Annotated in this window: 16 protein-coding genes, 1 pseudogene and 1 riboswitch; of the genes and pseudogenes, 15 read left to right on the top strand and 2 right to left on the bottom strand. The window is 33.2% G+C overall.

The genetic code is table 11. The features are described from left to right. The first annotated feature begins 127 nt into the window (after window positions 1-127). From DER71_RS05920 to DER71_RS05845, 15 genes and pseudogenes are all read left to right on the top strand, one after another. Window positions 128-295 carry an XdhC family protein gene (locus DER71_RS05920; RefSeq protein WP_199505578.1) on the top strand — a complete coding sequence of 56 codons (168 nt, stop codon included), beginning with the start codon at window positions 128-130 and terminating at the stop codon, window positions 293-295. Beyond that, window positions 288-605 (top strand): XdhC family protein, encoded by a 318-nt coding sequence (locus DER71_RS05915; RefSeq protein ID WP_114458209.1) that lies wholly within the window; start codon window positions 288-290, stop codon window positions 603-605. The genes DER71_RS05920 and DER71_RS05915 overlap by 8 nt, the downstream gene beginning before the upstream one ends. 104 nt (window positions 606-709) lie before the next feature. Further along, window positions 710-1,672 carry an NTP transferase domain-containing protein gene (locus DER71_RS05910; protein ID WP_114458208.1) on the top strand — a complete coding sequence of 321 codons (963 nt, stop codon included), beginning with the start codon at window positions 710-712 and terminating at the stop codon, window positions 1,670-1,672. 258 nt (window positions 1,673-1,930) lie between these two features. Continuing rightward, window positions 1,931-3,673 carry a sigma-54-dependent Fis family transcriptional regulator gene (locus DER71_RS05905; RefSeq protein ID WP_114474411.1) on the top strand — a complete coding sequence of 581 codons (1,743 nt, stop codon included), beginning with the start codon at window positions 1,931-1,933 and terminating at the stop codon, window positions 3,671-3,673. Window positions 3,674-3,907: 234 nt separating this feature from the next. After that, window positions 3,908-5,206 carry a proline reductase-associated electron transfer protein PrdC gene (gene prdC, locus DER71_RS05900; protein WP_114458206.1) on the top strand — a complete coding sequence of 433 codons (1,299 nt, stop codon included), beginning with the start codon at window positions 3,908-3,910 and terminating at the stop codon, window positions 5,204-5,206. A gap of 137 nt (window positions 5,207-5,343) precedes the next feature. After that, complete coding sequence (gene prdA / locus DER71_RS05895) at window positions 5,344-7,446, top strand: D-proline reductase (dithiol) proprotein PrdA (RefSeq protein WP_114458205.1); 2,103 nt, start codon at window positions 5,344-5,346, stop codon at window positions 7,444-7,446. Window positions 7,447-7,493: 47 nt separating this feature from the next. Continuing rightward, window positions 7,494-7,787 carry a CBO2463/CBO2479 domain-containing protein gene (locus DER71_RS05890; RefSeq protein WP_114458204.1) on the top strand — a complete coding sequence of 98 codons (294 nt, stop codon included), beginning with the start codon at window positions 7,494-7,496 and terminating at the stop codon, window positions 7,785-7,787. Next, window positions 7,784-8,509: a D-proline reductase (dithiol) protein PrdB gene (gene prdB / locus DER71_RS12385; RefSeq protein WP_114458203.1), complete on the top strand. Its 726-nt coding sequence runs from the start codon at window positions 7,784-7,786 to the stop codon at window positions 8,507-8,509. Before DER71_RS05890 ends, prdB begins: the two co-directional genes overlap by 4 nt. Before the next feature lie 44 nt (window positions 8,510-8,553). Next, window positions 8,554-9,801: pseudogene (gene prdD / locus DER71_RS12215) on the top strand (proline reductase cluster protein PrdD). 198 nt (window positions 9,802-9,999) lie between these two features. Next, window positions 10,000-11,004, top strand: a complete 1,005-nt coding sequence (locus DER71_RS05870) for a proline racemase (RefSeq protein ID WP_114458200.1) — start codon at window positions 10,000-10,002, stop codon at window positions 11,002-11,004. Window positions 11,005-11,068: 64 nt separating this feature from the next. Beyond that, a complete protein-coding gene (locus tag DER71_RS05865; RefSeq protein WP_369834948.1) occupies window positions 11,069-11,917 on the top strand; it encodes a sulfite exporter TauE/SafE family protein in 849 nt (282 codons plus the stop codon). A gap of 441 nt (window positions 11,918-12,358) precedes the next feature. After that, window positions 12,359-13,762, top strand: a complete 1,404-nt coding sequence (locus DER71_RS05860) for a sodium:solute symporter (protein WP_114458198.1) — start codon at window positions 12,359-12,361, stop codon at window positions 13,760-13,762. Between the two features lie 614 nt (window positions 13,763-14,376). Then, a complete protein-coding gene (locus tag DER71_RS05855) occupies window positions 14,377-15,477 on the top strand; it encodes a Xaa-Pro peptidase family protein (RefSeq protein WP_158531729.1) in 1,101 nt (366 codons plus the stop codon). 215 nt (window positions 15,478-15,692) lie between these two features. Next, complete coding sequence (locus tag DER71_RS05850) at window positions 15,693-17,399, top strand: proline--tRNA ligase (protein WP_114458196.1); 1,707 nt, start codon at window positions 15,693-15,695, stop codon at window positions 17,397-17,399. Window positions 17,400-17,860: 461 nt separating this feature from the next. Beyond that, complete coding sequence (locus tag DER71_RS05845) at window positions 17,861-19,093, top strand: sensor domain-containing diguanylate cyclase (protein ID WP_114458195.1); 1,233 nt, start codon at window positions 17,861-17,863, stop codon at window positions 19,091-19,093. 15 nt (window positions 19,094-19,108) lie between these two features. Here the strand turns inward: DER71_RS05845 and DER71_RS05840 are convergent, their stop codons facing one another. Both DER71_RS05840 and DER71_RS05835 read right to left on the bottom strand, forming a co-directional pair. Next, window positions 19,109-20,074, bottom strand: a complete 966-nt coding sequence (locus tag DER71_RS05840) for an omptin family outer membrane protease (RefSeq protein WP_114458194.1) — start codon at window positions 20,072-20,074, stop codon at window positions 19,109-19,111. Window positions 20,075-20,198: 124 nt separating this feature from the next. Continuing rightward, window positions 20,199-21,476 carry an O-acetylhomoserine aminocarboxypropyltransferase/cysteine synthase family protein gene (locus DER71_RS05835; protein WP_114458193.1) on the bottom strand — a complete coding sequence of 426 codons (1,278 nt, stop codon included), beginning with the start codon at window positions 21,474-21,476 and terminating at the stop codon, window positions 20,199-20,201. A 76-nt stretch (window positions 21,477-21,552) separates the two neighbouring features. Further along, window positions 21,553-21,657, bottom strand: a riboswitch (SAM riboswitch). Between the last annotated feature and the right edge of the window lie 46 nt (window positions 21,658-21,703).

The following is a 21,703-nucleotide window of genomic DNA, read 5'->3' as shown; positions in this document are numbered from 1 at the left end:
AATACAAAAGGCAAGTTAGAGGATATACTGTTGGGCTAACAGGATTTTAAGCCTGTGGAGATGGTGGGTTACCACTTCTAAGAAGCAGGAATCCTCGTGGGCTTGCCCCGAGGAGGGTCAAACAAAAGTGAACCTTATTTTTGAAGAATTAATGGAAAAAGATAATATAGATAAAAAATTTATTAATAGAGTTTATGCTCCGATCGGTTTAGAGATTGGCAGTGAAACACCTGAAGAAATAGCAGTTTCAATTATTTCTCAGATTGTTAAGGTAAGGAGGCTGGGCCGTGAATAAAGAACTATTTGAGAAAATTATTAATTACAGTGGAGAAAAACTTGTGCTGGCAGCAGTAATAAAAACTAAAGACTCTTCTCCCCGCAATGCAGGTGCTAAAATGATAATATATCCTGATGGTTCTACATATGGAACTATTGGTGGAGGACCTGTAGAAGCTGAAATTATTGAAGAAAGTAAAAAGTTAATAAAAACAGGTGGATCTAAGAAGTTAAATTATAATCTGACCAATAAGGATATAGCTGAACATGGTGGAATATGTGGAGGCAATGTTGATATATTTGTTGAGGTAATTGATTTAATTGACTAGAAAATATTAATATATTTGTAGGTATAATAAATTAAATAGCTAAAGTAATTGATATATTTTTAGAGTTTTTTAAACTTAACGACTTGAAAATATTGGAGGTATTTATGATTACATCTCTTGTATTAGCTGCAGGTGAAAGTAATAGGATGGGAGCATTAAAGCAAATCCTGCCTTTTTCTGATTCCACGATACTTGAAACAACTGTAAATAATTTAATAAAAACTGACCTGTTTGACGGAGAAATAAGAATAATTCTTGGTGCAGAGGCTGAAAAGATATATCCGCATATAAAAGATATTATTAATGAAAAAATAAGGGTATTGGTTAATGCAGATTATCAAACTGGTATGCTTTCATCTATAAAAAGAGGACTTAAAGACCTGGCCCCGAGTACAGAACATATTCTTATCACTCTGGCTGATAAACCAATGATTGCTCCTGATACTTATAATCTAATTATAGAGAAATATCTGGCAGACAGCAAAAAAATAATTGTTCCAGTTTATGATGATGTTAGAGGCCATCCTGTCATAATTTCTAAAGAATTGGTACCTCAGATTAAACAGCTTACAAATTCACCTTATGGGCTTAGAAATTTGATTAAAAGACATCCAGAAGATGTTTTGTATTTTCCGGTTGATGATAAGAATATTATTCTGGATATAGATTATTTTGATGAATATAAAAAGTATAAAAATAAGGTTGAAGATGAGAGTATAAATTTAAATTATAAATTATGGCTGGAAAAAAGTGATAAAGTTTTTGGGGATGGCCCCTGTGACATTCTTTTGCGAATTGACAGATATGGTTCTCTCAATAAGGCTGCTCAGGATATCAATATGTCGTACAGTCAGGCCTGGAATTTGATAAATGATATTGAGCATAGGCTGGGGTTTAAACTGATTGAAAGACATAAAGGTGGTTCTTCTGGTGGTGGCTCAAAGCTGACTTCCAAAGGAAGAAAGTTTTTAAACAATTTTTTGGCTTTCCGTAAAGAAGCACATTTTGAAATAACTAGGTTGGAAAATAAATATTTTGGCAGAGATTTTTGGGATGAAATATATTGAAGAAATATATTGAAAAAGATTTTGCCAAATGCTAAATACGGTAATTTTGTAATCAGGTACCAGGCTGGAAAATCTCAGGTACCTGATTTTTTATTTGCTCATTTCTGTTTAATAAGTTATAATAATTGCGAATATCTACTAATAATAAGTATTTTTTAAAAGTGGATAAGAATTTTTGTGAAAAATAGTACATAAATTAATATTAATTCTTATAAAAGTTCAATAAATTACATTAGAACCCTGGGGGAGGAGTAAATATTGAAGTTAGCAAGCTATGACATTCAGGCAAAAGAAATAATGGCAGAAGATTTTATTAAAATAAAAAAAGGAAGTAGCATAGAAAATATTTCAGACATATTGATGAAGAATACAAAAAAAGAAATTTTTATAGTCGATGAAGCAGATAATATTAGAGGAATAATAACCTTAAAAGATCTTTATAGTATCTGTCATAAAAATGGGGATAGTTTTAACGAGCTTTTAAAAAGAGATATAATTTATATTAGACCTGAGGATACTCTGCTTAAGTGCAGAGATTTGATGGTAAAAGAAGGTATCGGTAGATTGCCGGTTATCCGCGGCTCACGATTGGTTGGGGTAATTCGACAGGAGCATATTAGAAATTTTCTCTATATGCGGATCGAAAAAATAAGTGTTATTCTCAAATATATAATTAATAATATCAGTGAGGCTGTTTGTTTAATTGATAAAGAAGGTAGAGTTTTAGTCTGGAATAATAAGGCTGAAGATCTTTATGGAATTACTTCAAAAAAAATTATAGGAGAACTGCTTCAGGATTTTTTTCCCAATGCTATTGATGTTAAAATTTTAGAAACAAGAAAAAAAGTAAAAAATATTTATCATACACCACGTAAAGGTTGTCATATTATAATTAGTGCAGTTCCAATTTATATTAAGGGCAAATTTTTTGGGGTAGTAAGTACAGACCGCGATATTTCTGAAGTAAAAAAAATGCAGAAAGAACTAAAACAGGCCAATGATTTAATAGAGTTTTTGCAAAAAGAGATTGATAAAAAGACTGATAATAATTTTGGTAATGTGGTAGGCCAGAGTAAGGCTATTAAAGAAAAAATAGATATGTCAAAAAGAGTTGCAAAAAGCAGTGCCTCTATTTTAATAACTGGAGAGAGTGGAAGCGGCAAAGAAGTTTTTGCAAGAGCCATCCACAATTACAGTGATGTAGAGGGATATTTTGTACCAGTAAACTGCAGTGCTATCCCTAAAGAATTATTTGAAAGTGAATTTTTTGGTTATGAAGAAGGTGCATTTACAGGCGCTAAAAAAGGAGGAAAAAAAGGACTTTTTGAGCTGGCAAATAATGGAACCATTTTTTTAGACGAAATAGCAGACCTCCCCTTATTTATGCAGGCTAAACTGCTTAGGGTGCTTCAGGATAAAACTATAAAAAAAATAGGTGGAGAAAAGAAATTAGAACTTAATCTAAGAGTAATTTCAGCAGCAAATAAAGATTTAAGCAGGATGGTTAAAAAAGGCGAATTCAGAGAAGATTTATACTACAGAATAAATGTAATTAATATTAACCTGCCGCCAATTAGAGAGCGGAAAGAGGATATTATATTGCTTTTTCAGCATTTTTTAGAGGAAATAGCGGCTGAAAATAAAATAAAAGTACCAAAAGTTGAAAGCAAAGTAATGGATATTATGATGAACTATGACTGGCCGGGAAATGCTAGAGAGTTAAAAAATGCGGTAGAACACGTACTTGCACTTGCTCAGGATGATGAAGTAATTACCCCTGAGCTTGTCCCCCACTATATACGTGAAAAGGTTTTAAATAGAGAAAATATTGATAGTATTTATACCGAAAGTGTTGGCTTAAAAAGTGCAGTTGAAGAATACGAATCATCATTAATAAAACAGGCACTCAATATATCAGATGGTAATATTAAGCTGGCGGCAGAATTGCTAAAAATCCCCAGAACTACACTTCACTCAAAAATTAATAAATATAATATCTAGTATTATTCGGAACAAAATAGAGTTATTAAAAATGATTAAATTTCGTCAACTCAAAATAATGATGTCAGAATGACTAAAATTCGTCATAAAATATATAGAAAAATTTAATAAAAAACGTTATTTAAGACCTAAAAGAGGCTGATTCGGCCTTTTTTGGGTCTTTTTTCTTTCAAGTTGACTTTATGGAACAGACTATGCATTATTAATATAATGAGAAATAAAGGAGGTGCAGTGATGGATTTTAAGATACCATTAAAACAGCATATAGGATCATTATCAAAAGTAATCGTAAATGAAAATTTTGCAGTAAAAAGAGGTCAACTTATTGCAGAAGCTGATGGACTGGGGGCAAATATCCATGCCAGTGTTTCTGGTAAAGTTAAAAAAATTACAGAAACAGAAGTTATTATTGAATCCAGTCAGGAAGTAGAGAAGGATGATTTTTTAAAACTGAATAAAAGTGATGACTATCTAGAAATGATTAAAGAAGCCGGCATTGTAGGTGCTGGTGGAGCAGGGTTCCCAACACATGTTAAGCTTAATTGTGAATTAAATAACGGTTTTGTTATTGCTAATTGTGTTGAATGTGAACCAATACTTAACCATAACATCAGTTTAATTGAAAAAGACCCCACCTCTATAATTAGAGGTATTAAATATGTAATGGAAATTACTGGGGCAGAAGAGGCATATATTGCGATAAAAGCTAAAAACAAAAAAGCTGTAAAAGCTTTAGAAGAAAAAACTTCATCAGAAAATAATATTAAAGTTAAAAAGTTGAGAGACATATACCCTATGGGTGAAGAAAGAGCAATTATCAAAGAAATTTTTGGTAAATGGTTGGAACCAGATCAGCTGCCGTTGGAGGTAAATTCTGTAGTATTAAATGCAGAAACAATTTTTAATATCAGTGAGGCTGTAGAAAAAAGAAAACCGGTAATAGATAAAGATATAACAATTGCTGGTAAGTTAAATGGAGAAAAAACAAGGGTCGTAAAATTAAGAGTTCCGATTGGAACCCCCATTAAATTGTTAATTGAAAAAGCAGGTGGTATAAAGGGAGATTATGGTGAATTAATAATTGGCGGACCATATACAGGTAAAGCTGTTTCTCTGGAAGAGGCAGTTCTAACAAAAGTCGATGGTGGAGCGCTGATAACTCTTCCCTTTCCAGAATATACTGGACCACTGGGATTACTTGTTTGTGCCTGTGGTGCTGATGAAGCAAGGCTGCGGGATATAGCTGAAAAAATGGGTGCAGAAGTTGTCGGTGTAGAACAGTGCAAAAATGTTGTTGAAAATAATGGCAGTTTAAAATGTAAAACTCCTGGAGAATGTCCTGGCCAGGTTGAAAAAATAATGAAACTAAAAAAAGCAGGGGCAGAAAGAGTACTTATTGCCAATTGTAGTGACTGTTCAAATACAGTAATGTGCTGTGCACCTAAACTGGGCATTCCAGTTTATCACCATACTGACCATGTTTTTAGAACATTAAATTATCCGCTCACAAGAAGACTAAAATTAGATGCATAAAGCATTAATTATTAGTTTATGTAAAAAATATATAAAAATAACTTACTTATGATAGTTCAATTTAACATAGTGAATTAAAAATATATTAATTTAAAGATATTGGAAAATAAAAGATAAGAAAAGAAAGGAGAATAATTATGTCAATTTCTGCTGAAGAAGCACAAAAGATGAAAAATGAAGTAGCAGTTGGCTGCTGCCGTACAGAAGCCGGAACAGTCATTTCTGCAAAGAACCTGGAAGATCCAGCTATTATTCCAGATCTAGTTGATTCAAACCTGCTGGAAATTCCGGACAATTGTTTAAAAATAGGGGAGGTAATAGGTGCCAAACTTAAAGAAACTGTTGATTCTCTGACACCATTTACTCCAGAAATGTTTGAAGATATTAAAAAAATGGAAGAGGATGAAGACATTAAATTAAGTAATGAAGACCAGGCAGCAGTGCTTAAGATAAATAAAAAAGCAGGTGAAAAAATTACTATAGACGATTTAGAAGATCCAATGCATTTTGATAAATTAGAAGATTCTCTTCTCATTGATTTAAATGACAGTGATAATGTATTAAGCAGGAGGGAAGCAGTAGGTAAAACTCTTTCTCAGGATTTACCAGCTTTAACTCCAATTAAAAAAGCAGTAATTAAAGAATATCCTGATTCCACAACTGAAGAAGGTGGAAAATCAAATCAAAATAATGTTCAAAGAGGTGGAGTACTTAAAATAAAGATAGATGAGGGAAAAGGTATTGATATAGAATTACCTCTCAATACTACTGTACAGGGGGGTGCACAAACTATTGCAGAATCAAATCAAAGCAAAAGTTTAAAAATTAAAGATACAGCAGATAAAGAAAAAAAGGCAGAAGAAGAAATAATTGTACGTAAACTAAAGCGCAAATATTTCGAAATAAATGAGGTAAAATTTGCTAGAGAAAGCAAAATTGAGGATAAAACCCTTTACATTAGAAAGGATATCTGTCAGGATGCTGTAGATTCAGAAGATCTTGTTGTTGATCTCAAAATAGATATAATAACTCCTGATGATTATGATAAATTCAGTAATACTATTATGGATGTTCAGCCAATTGCAGTTAAAGAAGAAGGAGAACTTGGAGAAGGCATCACAAGAGTTATTGATGGAGTAATTGTAATGGTAACTGGAACAGATGAAGAAGGTGTACAGATTGGAGAATTTGGTTCTTCAGAAGGTATTTTAGAAAGAAATATTATGTGGGGCCGCCCCGGTGCACCAGAAAAAGGCGAAATATTTATTAAGACAGATGTTAAAGTTAAAGCTGGAACAGGAATGGAAAGGCCTGGACCTATGGCAGCTCATAAAGCAACTGATTTTATCACTCAGGAAATTCGTGAAGTTCTCAAAGAGTTGGACGAAAGCCTTAAAGTAAGGGAAGAGGAATTTGTTCAGAAGCGCCGGCCAGGGAAGAAAAAAGTTGCTATTATAAAGGAAATAATGGGCCAGGGAGCAATGCATGATAATTATTTACTTCCTGTTGAACCAGTAGGCACACTTGGTGCTAAAGCAAATGTAGATTTAGGTAATGTTCCGATTGTAGTCTCACCACTACAGGTTATAGATGGCTGTATTCATGCTTTAACCTGTATTGGCCCAGCTTCTAAAGAGACTTCAAGACATTACTGGAGAGAACCTCTAGTAATGGAAGCTATGAATGATGATGAAATAGATTTAACAACAGTAATTTTAATTGGATCACCACAGGTAAATTCAGAAAAATTCTATGTATCAAAATTACTGGGAATGGCGGTAGAATCTATGGACCTTGATGGTGCCATTGTTACTACAGAAGGATTTGGAAATAACCATGTGGACTTTGCAAGTAATATTGAACAGGTGGGTAAAAGAGGAGTTCCGGTTGTAGGAGTCACCTATGCAGCAGTACAGGGCCAGCTTGTAGTTGGTAATGAATATATGGATGCTATGGTTGATCTAAATAAATCCAGACAGGGTATTGAAAATGAAATTTTAGAAAATAACTGTCTGACTAAAGAAGATGCCATAAGAGCAATAGCTATGCTAAAAAGCAAAGTAGCTGGTGAAGAAATTAAAGCACCGGAAAGATCCTGGAACCCAAATGTTAAGTTAAATAATATCGAAGTAATTGAAGATACTCTAGGAGAAAAAATAGAACTTGCTCCTAATGAAACTTCCCTTAAAATGAGCAAAAAGAGAAAAGAAATTTATGAAAAAGATGAAAAAGATAATTAGATCAAAATTGCTGACTGCAAAAAAATATCAAAAAGGAGATTAGACAGATGAATAATTTAAAATATATTTCCACAGAAAGATATTATGAAGGTATTATAACTGAAATAAATGATTGTGCAGTAGCAATTGATTTCAAAGGGCGTATGGGAGAAATCTATATTCCCCGCCGCATGTTGATTAGTGATTATAAAATAAAAGTTGGTCAGGAAGTAGGTTTTATGATGACATATCCAGAAGTTTTAGCTTCTGATGTAAATGAAGATTATTTAGCCAATATAAAAAGAAGTAATATAAAAAAGCTTAGAAAAAATAATAAAAAAAGTAAAGGAGGAGCAAAATGAGTTTAACCGTTGTAAAAGGACTGCAGTCCGAAATTTATGTTCCGATTACTCCCGAAGTTGTCTGGACACCGGTAGAAAAACCTTTAAAAGAAATGAAAGTAGCGCTTGCTACTGCAGCTGGAGTACATTTAAAGAGTGATAAAAGATTTAATTTGGCAGGTGATACAGGATATCGAATTATTCCAGGTGATGCCTCAAGTGAAGATTTAATGGTTTCACATGGTGGCTATGATAATAGTGATGTTAACAAAGACATCAACTGTATGTTTCCTCTGGACAGATTGAGAGAGCTTGAATCAGAAGGATTTATTAAAGAAGTAGCTTCCAAACATGTAGGCTTTATGGGAGGTGGGGGTGATGTAAAAGTCTTCAAAGAAGAAACTGGCCCCAAAATTGCTGAAATATTTAAAGAAGAAGGTGTTGATGCAGTCTTATTAACTGCTGGCTGAGGTACCTGCCACCGCTCTGCCGTGATTGTGCAGAGAGCGATTGAAAGTGCTGGTATATCGACAATTATTATTGCAGCATTACCTCCAGTAGTTCGTCAAAATGGTGCACCAAGAGTGACTGCTCCTTTAGTACCTATGGGAGCTAATGCAGGTGAACCAAACAATGCTGAAATGCAGTTGAATATTGTGCGTGATACATTAAAACAGTTAGAAGAAATAGAAACTCCAGGAAGAATAGTAAAACTACCTTATGAGTATAATGCTAAAATTTAGAGCTAAAAATTGATAATAAAAGGGATATAAACAGGAGGATAAAAATGTCGGGGGAAAAACGCAAATTGACAATCAAAGCTTTTAATATTAATAAAGTAGAACTAGGATCTTTTACAGAAATAAAAGATAATGTTCTCAAACTGGATAGAGAATATCTAAATAAAATAGATTTTCAAAATGAAATAATAAAAGATATAAATTTAAAAATTATTTCACCAGATAGACATGATCAATATGTGAATAATATCCTGGATTTTATCCCTATCTCAGTTAAAGCACTTGGTAATTTAGGAACTGGCATTACTCATACATTAACCGGGGTATATTTGCTCTTAAGCTGTGCGGACGAAAAAGGAAGACAGATGGCCGAATTTGGATCTTCTGAAGGCATACTTTCTGATAGAGTTATTTTTGGAAGAGCAGGTACCCCGGCAAAAGATGACTATATAATTAATTTTGAAGTTATAGTTAAAGAAAAATATCTTTTTGAAAGAAAAGCAGCTCAGAGTGTTCATGCAGCTTGTGACAATTTTTTGGATTTGATCCGTGAAAAACTAAAAAATATAGATGGACGAAAAGCAGATGAAATACATAAATATGAAGAAAAAATAAATCCAGATAAGAAAAAAATTGTGTTAGTCAAGCAGGTTGCCGGTCAGGGAGCAATGTATGATAACCAGATTTTAGCTGATGAGCCATCAGGATTTAAAGGTGGTAGATCAATTATCGACATGGGCAATATGCCAGTAATACTATCTCCTAATGAATATCGAGATGGGGCAATTAGAGCCATGACATAATATTTTATTACAAATAAGAGGTGTTTAATTATGGGAATTGGTCCATCAACAAAGGAAACAAGTTTACATCATTTTCGTGATCCGCTCTTAAATATCATAAATAAAGATGAAGATATTAATCTTATGGGAGTAATTATAGTTGGCACTCCGCAATCACAAAAAGAAAAATATTATGTTGGGAAGAGAGCTGCTCAGTGGGCGGAAGCAATGCAGGTTGACGGAGCAATAGTTTCAGCAGATGGCTGGGGTAATTCTGATGTAGATTTTGCCAATACAATAAAAGAAATAGCTGTTCGGGATATAGAAGTAGTTGGACTTAGTTTTATTGGTATACAGGGTAAATTTGTTGTAAAAAATAGGTATATGGATACAATAATAGATATAAATAAATCAGAATCTGGAATAGAAACAGAAGTTGTTGGTGAAAATACTGTTGATGAGCTTGATGCCAAAAAAGCGCTGGCATTTTTAAAACTTAAAATGAAAAGATAAACTTTAAATAAGCTAGTTTAAATTATATAAAGGAAGAACTTTTTAGGAAAAAGCTTAATTTTTTATATAAGTCACCCCTATATTTCCAAAAATTATTATTTATGCCTTAAAATTCTAATTTTCTAGTTTGAAGAAAAATGAAAGACTGCTGATAAGTAAGTATTTAAGAGATAAATCAATTTCATAAGGAGGTAAATTATGAATTTTATTAAAAGTATTCAAGCTGTTGATTCTCATACTATGGGAGAACCCACCAGAATTATAACTAGTGGTGTGCCAAAAGTTCCAGGTAAAAATATGGCTGAAAAGAAAGCATATTTAGAAGAATATTTGGATAACATCAGAACTACAGTAATGTTTGAACCGCGTGGCCATAATGATATGTTTGGTTCCATTATTCTACCCCCAACTACAGAAGAAGCAGACTTAGGAATTGTGTTTATGGATGGTGGTGGTTATCTAAATATGTGCGGTCATGGCAGTATTGGAGCAGCCACAGTTGCAGTTGAGACCGGTATGGTAGAAGTCAAAGAACCTTATACCGATGTAGTTTTAGAAGCACCGGCTGGTTTAATTAAAGCCAGGGTAGAAGTTAAAGATGGTAAAGCTAAATCAGTTTCTATAATTAATGTTAACTCTTTTGTTTATAAGGAAAATTTAGAAATTGAAGTGCCAGAAATTGGTGCAGTTAAGTTAGATATTTCTTTTGGAGGTAGTTTTTTCGCAATTGTAAATGCTAAAGATCTTGGCTTACAGGTTAATCATGCAAATGCTGATCAGCTAAAAAAAGTAGGGATTCAAATTAGAGATATTGTTAATCAGACAATTAAAGTTCAGCACCCAGAAAAACCGCATATTAATCAGGTTGATTTAGTGGAAATTTATGATGATCCAACTAATCCAGCTGCTGATAAGAAGAATGCAGTTGTTTTTGGCCAGGGCCAGCTGGATCGTTCTCCCTGTGGAACAGGAACAAGTGCTAAATTAGCTACTTTATATAAAAAAGGTGAGTTAAAAGAAAATCAAGAGTTTGTATATGAAAGTATAACTGGAACTTTATTTAAAGGAAAAATAGTAGGTCTGGCTAAGGTAGGAGATTTTGAAGCTGTAGTCCCTCAAATAACTGCTAATGCCTATATAACAGGGTTTAACCAATTTGTAATTGATCCAGATGATCCTCTCCAAAATGGATTTTGTTTATAAATAATCTGATCTTTTAATGAATTAGATAAATAAACTATTAAAAGGAGTGAATAAATTGATTAATATTTTATTAGGTATGTTAGCTTTATTGGGTAGCTGGTTTGGTGTGGAGCTGGCCCGAGATACAGTAAAAAATTATAGTAATTTAGAAAATAGAACAGATTGGTTTAAATCAGGAGCAATTGGATTTGCAACCAATTTTTTTGATACACTTGGCATTGGTAGTTTTGCACCTACGACAGCCTTATTGAGAGGATTTAAGCAGATTAGTGATCGTATTTTACCAGGAACTTTAAATGTTTCCTGTACAATTCCTGTAATTATTGAAGCATTTATTTTTATTTCAGTAATAAATGTTGATCCCATAACTTTATTTAGCATGATAGCATCAGCTACAGTAGGAGCCTGGATTGGAGCTGGAATTGTATCTAAATTACCAGAGAAAAAGGTACAGTATGGAATGGCATTTGCCTTGTTTATTACTGCTGTTTTAATGATTTCAGGTCAGCTGGGCTGGATGCCAGTTGGTGGAGAAGCAGTTGGTTTAACTGGTTTAAAACTAATAATTGCAAATGGAGTTAATTTGATTCTAGGTGCTTTAATGACACTAGGAATTGGGCTTTATGCTCCCTGTATGGCTTTAGTTTACATGCTGGGAATGAGTGCCCGGGTTGCTTTTCCTATTATGATGGGATCCTGTGCCTTTTTAATGCCGGTTGCTTCTGTTAAATTTATTAAGGAAGGTGCTTATAACAGAAAAGCTTCTCTGGCAATTTCTATTGGAGGAGCTATCGGTGTTTTTATTGCAGCTTATATAGTTAAAACTTTACCACTCAATATTTTAACCTGGTTAGTAATCTGTGTAATTTTTTATACTTCAGTTACTATGTTTAGAGCTGCATACAGTAAATAATTATTATAAACATGAAATAATTCAGATTAGCTAAAATATAAATAATTTACTTTAAATAATATGTTTTGGCAGGAGGAGATAATATTGCTCTATTAGAGTGCTGGTTATCTCCTTTGATTTTTTAAATAAGAAATAATATAATTATACTAGTTTAAAATTTCACATGTAAATTAAGCTAAGACTTTTTAATTTCATTCTGCATTTTAGCTTTGGTGACATATCCGATACCGTTATTTCCACAGTATCTAAGGTTTTCATAGTGAGAAAATAGGGAATATTCCAGAATAGATGAACCAGCGATAAAACTAATACTGGTCATATTATACTACTACATATCAATAAAAAGGGGGTAATGTTAATAATTTATAGGCATATATTTTGTTGGTTGTTTAATATTAAAATTTTAATATTAATCAAAACATTATCTGAGGAGATGAAAAAATGAAAACACAATATTTGATTTTTATTTTTGCTTATTTGATCGGTATTTCTCTTTATGGAGTTTATTTGAACAAAAAATATATCACAGATAGTGATAGTTTTGTTAGAGCTGGTCGTTCTCTCCCATTTCCAGTTTTAGTTGGTACTTTACTGGCTACTTGGATGGGTAGTGGTATGATTACTGGGACCGCTAATTTTATTTATGAGCGTGGACCAATAGCCGGTATGATTCATTTAATTGGTGAACCAGTGGGATTATTATTGATAGCTTTATTTTTAGCTAAAAGAATTCGTGAAAAAGTTAACTATACTCTGCCAGAATTGATTGAAAAAAAATATGGAGTTTTAGCTAAAGTTCTTGTGGCAGTCTGTATAATACTTGCATATGTTGGAATAGTATCCTATCAATTTAAAGCTGGCGGCTATATATTAAATATTGTTACCGGTATGAGTGTGCAGGTAGGTACTCTTATCAGTGCTGCTGTTATAGTATTTCTTGCTATGGTAGGTGGACTTGTCTCAGTAGCATATACAGATGCAATAGGTACTCTGCTGATATTTGGAGCAATTTTAATTGGCCTTCCCATAGCAGTCAGTCAGGCCGGTGGTATTTCTGAAATAATTGCTTCAATACCCGCAGAAAAAACTACAGTTACTGGTGGGCTTTCAAATATTCAGCTTATAGGGTATATGCTTCCTACAATATTTCTTGTTTTAGGAGAACAAAATCTCTATCAGCGTTTTGGAGCAGCCAAAGACCCTGAAGAAGCAAATAAATCAGGTTTTGGCCTGTTTGGTCTGGCACTGTTATTAGATATTTTAATAATTGCTATGGTAGTAATGGCAATAGTATTATATCCAGGATTAGCTAATCCTGATACAGCATTTTTTCAGGTGGCAATGGGATTACCACTCGTGGTTGGTGGATTAATAATTGCATGTTCTATAGCACTTTTTGTTACCACAGCTAATTCTTACTTGCTCTCTGCTTCGACAAATATAGTATATGATCTCTACATAAATTTTTTTAAACCAAATATTTCAGATAAAGGAAAATTAGTTGCTATGAGAATAACTATATTTATTCTGGCGGTGGCTGCATTAGTAATGGGAACATTTTTCCCAAATATTTTGAGTATGCAGATGTACGCTTATTCAATGTATGGAGCAGCAATTACTCCATCACTGCTGGCAGCTCTTTTCTGGAAAAAAGCATCTAAGCCCGGAGGATTAGCATCTATAATCTCTGGAGGAGCTACTGTGTTAATCTGGGATGTTTTATTGGGTACCCCATTTGGATTAAATAGTATTGTGATAGCAGGTCCATTGGCAATAGTGGTATTGATAATCGTAAGTTTAGCTACACAGGACCAGGTTAATTTTTTAGAAGCTGAAAATGCATAATGTTTTAAATTATTTCTCTAGCATTGCATAATTTCTCTATCATAAATGATGCGAATATTTATTTTGATTCCTGTTTTGATTGATCTAAAATCAGCCCAGAAATAATTACTTAAAACCATGGAGGCAGATGAGCATCAATGATATTTATGGTCGAGATTGTTTTGTAGAAATTAGAATCTCTTTTTCCAGAACCACTCAATTTAATATGATTAAATGTGGTTTTTATGATATTTTTATGCGGTGTTAGTAAAATTATTTAGTTTTATTGTTGATTTTAAATCAAAGGTAATCTAAGTAGGAGTTTCCCCAAAATTTATTTTCAAGCTGCAAAAAGGGGGCTTTAGTCATCAACGAAATTTTTAGATTTAGCTAAAACTCAATTCGGGTGTGAAATAGGGCACACTAATCAATGAGTCCTACTGACTCATGATTAGCTCACTCCATCCTGCAGTTCAACCCTATTTCTTCCTTCATTTCGTTAAGATTCATTGACTAAAAATTTCAATATTCCTGCATCTCCCCTTTTTGCAGCAGTATATAAAAAATGGGGAAAGTCCAGTAATCTAAGTTATTATTTTAAGTTCAATGTATATTATATGGGGAGGATATTATTTATGGTTTGGCAGAAAAAGATCGATAAGCTGGCAGAAGTAATGAAGGAAAATGATGTAGATTTCTTAATTATTGGCGCAGACACTGATTTGGAATATTTTGCACGAATAAATTCTTGGGAAGGCGAACGATTTAAGGGGTTAGTAGTTTTAAACAATGGACAGCATTTTTACATAAGTCCAGAACTTTATTATGAAGAAACAAGAGAAGTTTTAGGTGAAGAGGAAGATATATATCAGTGGGGAGATGGCGAAGGTTTTTTAAAAGCTTTTAAAGAAGCTGATAAAAAGTATGATTTAAGAAATAAAGTGATTGCAGTTAACCAGGCAGTAACAGCAGTTGAAATGTTAGAAATGAAAAAAGAATTGAATTCTAATTTTATTTCAGGTCAGGATTTCGTTTCACAGATCAGAATGATAAAAGATAAAACTGAAAGAAAATATTTAAAAAAAGCTGGAGCGATTGCTGATAAAGCAGCTGCAGATATTGTTGAGTTTATAAAGCCTGGCATAACAGAAAGAGATATAAAAGAAAAAATAAAAGAATTACTGTTAGAACATGGAGGTGAATCACTATCTTTTGAAACAATAGTAGCATCCGGTCCAAATAGTTCTAAGCCTCATTATAATAACGACAAAAGAGTAATTGAAAAACAGGATGTAATAGTTTTGGATTTTGGCTGTAAGTATAAGGGATACTGTTCTGATATGTCTAGAACTGTATTTGTTGGAGAACCTACTGAAGAAATGAAAAAGGTTTATGAGATTGTGTTAAAGGCAAACAGAAAAGCAGAAAAAGCAGCCAATGTTGGTTCTACAGCTGAAGAAGTAGATTTAGCCGCAAGAAATATTATTGAAGAAGCAGGATATGGTGAGAACTTTATAAACAGGACCGGACATGGTATTGGTAGAGCAGTTCATGAAGGCCCATTTATTAAAAATGGGAATAAATTGGAATTGAAAGATGGTATGGCTTTTAGTGTTGAACCAGGAATCTATATACCTGGTAAATTTGGTATGAGAGTGGAAGATATAATTTTAATTGAAGATGGAAAAGGACAAAAATTAAATAATTATAATAAAGAAATGATAGTAATAAAATAAATAATAGATTAATTATTTAACAGCAGTGCTGGTTTCGGGCAAATAAATTTTCCTGATACAGCTACATTAAATAAATTTACAAGCTGTTTTAGCAGGAATCTAGAAAAAGTTATAGAAATTATAATTTATGATATTTCCTAACAGCTGTGATATTATCAATATTTTTTAAAAACTATTAGATTTGACGTAACGAGAATATGAAAGGGGGATTTTTTATGAAAATGTCAAAAATGTACATACCTACTTTAAAAGAAACTCCAGCTGATGCAGAAATTGTTAGTCATCAGCTTATGCTTAGAGCAGGCCTGATGCGTAAATTGACTTCAGGTATTTATACCTACTTACCGTTGGGTTATAATGTGATCAGAAAGTTTGAACAAATTGTTAGGGAAGAAATGAATAGAGCGGGAGCTCAGGAGCTTTTAATGCCAGCTCTACAGCCAGCTGCTCTCTGGAAAGAGTCGAAACGGTTTGATGACTACGGCCCAGAATTAATGAAGTTAAAAGATAGACATAACCGGGATTTTTGTCTGGGACCAACTCACGAAGAGGTAGTAACTGATCTGGTTAGAGATGAAATTAGGTCTTATAAAGATTTACCTTTAAATCTTTATCAAATTCAGACTAAATATAGGGATGAGATTAGACCCAGATTTGGAGTGCTGAGAGGTCGAGAATTTATTATGAAAGATGCCTATAGTTTTGACCGTGATCAAGCAGGTCTTGATCAAAGCTATCAGAAAATGTATGATGCTTATTGTAAAATTTATGATCGCTGTGGTCTTAAGTACCGCACAATTTTGGCTGATAGTGGACCAATTGGAGGAGATAATTCTCATGAATTTATGGTTTTGGCCGAAGTTGGTGAAGATACTATTGTCTATTGTGATAGCTGTGATTATGCTGCTAACTTAGACCTGGCCGAATCAGTGCTGGATCTTAAAGAAGAAACTGCTGGTGATGCGGAGCTGTCTGCAGTATCAACCCCTGCTGCCAAAACAATTGATCAGGTAGCAGAATTTTTAGAGTTAGAAATTAAACAGATTGTAAAATCTGTTCTTTATGAAACTCAACGGGGTGAAATTGTTCTAGCTTTAATTAGAGGTGACTATGAAGTAAATGAAGTTAAACTAGCTAATCTATTAGGTGTTGTCAACCTGGAATTGGCTGGTGATCAGGTTTATGAGGAATTAAATACGGTTAAAGGATTTACTGGCCCTGTTAATATTGGAGAAGTGAAAATTATTGCTGATCATTCTGTTAGTAAAATTGTTGATGGAGTAATTGGTGCTAATGAAGCAGATCAACATTTTATTCATTTTAATTTTTCTCGTGATCTTGATTTAGAGGAAACTTTTGATATTCGCAAAGTCAAAGAGGGCGAAGAATGTGTGCATTGTGGAGGTAAACTGAAATTTGCTGAAGGAATAGAAGTTGGTCAGATTTTTAAATTAGGAACTAAATATAGTGAAGTTTTTAATGCAACTTATCTAGATGAAGATGGCAAATCTCAGATGATGGAAATGGGCTGTTATGGAATTGGAATTACCAGAACAATTGCTGCTGCAATTGAGCAAAACTATGACGAATATGGTATAAAATGGCCGCTTGCTCTTGCACCCTATCAGGTTCATTTATTACAACTTGGTGAAAGTGAAGAAGTAATAGCTAAAACAGAAGATCTCTATAAGCAGTTGAATAATGAGGGAATTGAAGTTTTATTAGATGATCGTAATGAACGAGCAGGAGTTAAATTTAATGATGCTGATCTGATCGGTTGTCCAATTAGAATAACAATTGGCGAACGTTCTTTATCAGCTGGAAAATTAGAAGTTAAATACCGACAAACAGGTAAAGAATTTACTATCAGTACTGGTGATGAAACAGCTAAAATTAAAGAGTTGCTTGCTGATTTAAGTTAAATCATCTTTGAGATGTAAAAGGAATAATCCTGCTGGGACCAGTTCAGCAGGATTATTTTAAGTTTTCAAAAATAATATCAAAAAAACTTAGATATTTTATCAGCTGATAATTGATAATATTTTATAAATAATATACAATATAATTATAAATTAACCGGCTATACGGAGATTATCATCAGCAAAAATTAAGGTATGAACCTCTCTTCCTAAATCAAAAACAAGATTTAGATGGAGCTTTTAATTACATATAGATTAAATTTCAAACAGCCAATTTATTGGCTATTTTAGATAAAAATAATATTTGTCACTGTTTTTACAGAGAGTATGCAGGAGTAAAGTATTTTCAGTTGAAGAGCTGAATAAAAAATAGGTTTAGATGTGAGAGGAGACAATTTAACTGCTGTTTTTAAAAATTCAATATCTGTTAATGATAATTGATAAGGGAGGAGGTAGATTAAGTTATGAACATTGATATTGAAAAATTAAACTCCAAATATTTAGATACTATTTTGAGAGCACTGCCGGAAATAATTATTTTGATGGACAGCAAGGGGAATTATCTGAATATTCTAACTTCAAATTCTGATGATTTAGTTGATCAGAAGAAGAACCTTGTTGGGGAAAATGTTCGGGATATATTACCAGCGGCTGAAGCAGAAAAATTTATCAACATCTGCAGATCTAACTTTAAAAAAGGTGAAGTTAAAAAATTTGAATATAGTCTTTTGCTTGATGGCAGGCAAAAATACTTTAATGCTCTTTTTTCAGCTGTTGAGCCTGAACATATAATGGGCAAGGTAGTAGTAGCTTCTATCCGCAATATCACTAAATTAAAGGAGACTGAGCAGAAGTTAAAAGAACAAAAAATCTATTTTGAGCAGCTTTTTAATAATTCAACAGAGGCAATTTCTCTAATGGATAAAAATCACTGTGTAATTAAGGTTAATAAAAAGTTTGAAGAAATATTTGGTTATACTGAAGAAGAGATTAAGGGATACAATCTTGATGATTTTCTGCTTCCTGAGGAAATAGAAAGTACAGGTAGATATTATACTGAAAAAATAAAAAAAGGAGAAAAAGTTACAGGTGAAACTGTTAGAAAAAGTAAAGATGGTAAAAAAATAGATGTTTTTCTTCAGGGATTTCCAATTAATTTAAGCAATGGTCAGATTGGAATATATGCTCTTTATACAGATATCAGTCAGCGCAAGAAAAAGGAGAGAGAAATAAGGTTTCTTTCTTTTCATGATGAAATGACCGGTTTATATAATAGAAGATATTTTAAAAATGAGCTGGAAAGGCTGGAATCTTCCCGCAAGCTACCAGTTGCTGTGGTGATTGGAGATTTAGATGGATTAAAAAAGATAAATGATGCCTATGGTCATAAAATGGGAGATAAATTTATCATGAGTACTGCTCAAATACTTAAAAATACCAGCAGAAGTGAGGATGTAGCAGCTAGAATTGGTGGTGATGAGTTTGCTGTAATTCTGCCTAAAACAGATGCTGAATCAGTTCATAAATACTGTCAGCGGATCAGAGAAAATATTGATAAGTTTAATCAGCAAAATGATCTGCCCCAGGAACTTTCCATTTCGCTGGGTGCTTCTGTTTTAAAGAACAGTTCTCAAAGTCTGGATGAGATTTTTAATGAAGCCGATCAGAAAATGTATATTAATAAAGGACGAAAGTAGATTTTAAGAAAAAAATTAAAACTTCCATGTAATTCCTGCCATATACTGTGTATATTCCTGTTCAGCTTTATAATCAATACCTTCTGCAAAACTTCCATCTGAAAAATATTGTTTCTGGCTTCCATCAACTTCTGTTTTATTGTAATCTATATTGAGAAATATATCTGCAGCAGGTCCTAATTTGTAGCTTGCTTTTCCGCCAATCATCAGAGAACTTCCCTCACCTTTTCCTTTAGCGCTTAAATTTCGAAGAAGATGACGATCTTCATCTTCCATATCAACCCAGTTTGAGTAATTAATAACAAATTCTAAATTCAAATTATTGAGGTTATTTTGGAATTCCACACCTACATAAGGAATATCATAGGTTGCTTTATAAGTAATATTATCTCCTGCTACTTTCTGCACTGTTCCTTTAGGAGGAAATATAGTTGGATAATAATTAGAGATGTTTGTTAAAGTAGTCTGGTTCAGATCATATGTCACTAAATCATATTTATCTTGTTTAAATCCAACATTTATGGAATATTCCCAGTTATACCCTGCTGAGTTCCAAGGTGCTTTAATTTTTAAATTCCACTTAGTTATATCTTCAACTTCTGTAGAAGACTTGCCTATAATATCCTTCACATGTATTCCTGTTGCTGCTAACCAGTCAGAATCCTTAAAAGTCCCCGCATCATCATTGATATTTTTTGCAATATCAAATTCTATACCACCAATATTTAAAGATTGAATGTTTAAATTATTTCTGTAGCTTATGTTAATCATCTCTACATCTAATGGAAATTCAAGCAGACTTCTAAAAGTATATCCTGAAGAAATATCAGAATCGATAGCTCCAATCTCATATTCAGTATAACCATTCAGAGTTCCAATGCTTAGATCAAATTCGTGAGTGAGATCTTCTGCAGAAGCTGCAGTGGTAAAAGAAAATAAAAGCAGGAAAAGAATCATATAAATGATAATCTTATTTTTCATTAATTTTCACCTCAATAATAAATTTTACAAATTATGAAAAAATATATCTATTTATATAATTCACGTATTTTAAACTAATTCCTGCAGATATCACTTAATAATTTTCTAATTCAAAGAAAAATAATTAGTTCCGTGATTTTTCTATTGCTTGATCCAGATCAGCTTTAATATCTTTAATATCTTCAATTCCAATAGAAAGTCTAATTAAATTCGGAGAGATACCGGTCTTTTTTAGATCTTCTTCATTAAGCTGCTGATGAGTTGTACTTGCCGGATGAATGGCAAGTGATCTTGTATCTCCCAGATTGGCGACATGTAGAAATAGTTCTAAGTTATTGATAAACTTTTCAGCTGCCTTTTTACCACCTTTTACACCAAATGCAATCATACCACCATAACCATTACTTAAATATTTTTTTGCATTTTCATGTGTGCTGTGATTTTTAAGACCTGGATAGCTGACCCATTCAACTCTATCATCTGCCTGCAGAAATTCTGCTGTCTTAAGTGCATTTTGCGAATGTTTTTCCATCCTGAGGCTCAATGTTTCCAAACCGGCTGCGGTTAAAAAAGAATTAAATGGACTGGGTGCACTTCCCAAATCTCTCAGCAGCTGTACTCTTGCTTTAATGATATAGGCAGCCTCTCCAAACTCTTCCTGAAATTTTATTCCATGGTAGCTGGGATCTGGTTCTACCAACCCCGGAAATCTTCCGGTATTCCAGTCAAAATTACCGCTGTCAACTATTACACCACCGATAGAATTACCATTACCGGAAATATATTTTGTTGTAGAATGAAGAACAATATCTGCTCCATATTTAAAAGGCCTGCAGAGGTATGGTGAGGCAAGAGTATTGTCCACTATCAGCGGTAAACCATTCTGATGAGCAATTTCTGCTATTTCTTCTAAATCAGGTACAGTCAGAGATGGATTTCCGATAGTTTCTAAGTAAAAAGCTTTTGTATTATCTCTGACTGCTTTTTCAAAGCTTTTTGGATCTTCTGTATCAACAAAGTTTACATCTATACCCATCTTTTTAAAAGTATGTTTAAATAGATTATGGGTTCCACCATAGATTGCACTCCCACTTACAATATGGTCTCCCTGATTACAGATAGTTAAGAGAGCAACAACTTCTGCTGCCTGTCCTGAAGAAAGTGCTAAAGCACCGACCCCACCTTCTAAAGCTGCAATTCTTTCTTCTAGAACCGAATTGGTAGGATTCTGAATTCTTGTGTAAATATTTCCACTTTCTTTTAGAGCAAAAAGATCTGCTGCATGTTCTGTGTTTTCAAATAAGTAAGATGATGTCTGATAAATGGGGAGAGTAGCTGATTTTTTGTTATCTCCCGGGTTATAACCTGCATGTACCGCTAAAGTATCAAATTCTAAACTCATTTAATTTCCCTCCTGAATATTATTTTAAAAACAAAAATCCCAGCTCCTAAAAGTAGAAGTGGGATAAATTACGTACTCCTTATCTTCAGGAATAATCCATCTGGAATTAGCACCGGGCAGTATATAGACTGCTGGTTGCCGGGCTTCAAAGGGCCAGTCCCTCCACCACTCTTGATAAGTTTATTTGTTTTTTAATACTTTAACATAGTTTATTTATCTTGTCAAGA

The organism is Halanaerobium sp. DL-01, assembly GCF_003338615.1.
Classification (GTDB): domain Bacteria; phylum Bacillota; class Halanaerobiia; order Halanaerobiales; family Halanaerobiaceae; genus QPJE01.
Note: the sequence above shows the minus strand (reverse complement) of the source record. Positions and strands in the feature narration are given on the sequence as shown.

Bases quoted from the DNA above. Each gene is read 5' to 3' on its own strand.
- DER71_RS05835 (WP_114458193.1), bottom strand. From the start codon at position 21,476: ATGAGTTTAGAATTTGATACTTTAGCGGTACATGCAGGTTATAACCCG.
- DER71_RS05890 (WP_114458204.1), top strand. From the start codon at position 7,494: ATGAATAATTTAAAATATATTTCCACAGAAAGATATTATGAAGGTATT.
- prdA (WP_114458205.1), top strand. From the start codon at position 5,344: ATGTCAATTTCTGCTGAAGAAGCACAAAAGATGAAAAATGAAGTAGCA.
- DER71_RS05845 (WP_114458195.1), top strand. From the start codon at position 17,861: ATGAACATTGATATTGAAAAATTAAACTCCAAATATTTAGATACTATT.
- DER71_RS05860 (WP_114458198.1), top strand. From the start codon at position 12,359: ATGAAAACACAATATTTGATTTTTATTTTTGCTTATTTGATCGGTATT.
- DER71_RS05850 (WP_114458196.1), top strand. From the start codon at position 15,693: ATGAAAATGTCAAAAATGTACATACCTACTTTAAAAGAAACTCCAGCT.
- DER71_RS05840 (WP_114458194.1), bottom strand. From the start codon at position 20,074: ATGAAAAATAAGATTATCATTTATATGATTCTTTTCCTGCTTTTATTT.
- DER71_RS05910 (WP_114458208.1), top strand. From the start codon at position 710: ATGATTACATCTCTTGTATTAGCTGCAGGTGAAAGTAATAGGATGGGA.
- prdC (WP_114458206.1), top strand. From the start codon at position 3,908: ATGGATTTTAAGATACCATTAAAACAGCATATAGGATCATTATCAAAA.
- DER71_RS05870 (WP_114458200.1), top strand. From the start codon at position 10,000: ATGAATTTTATTAAAAGTATTCAAGCTGTTGATTCTCATACTATGGGA.
- DER71_RS05855 (WP_158531729.1), top strand. From the start codon at position 14,377: ATGGTTTGGCAGAAAAAGATCGATAAGCTGGCAGAAGTAATGAAGGAA.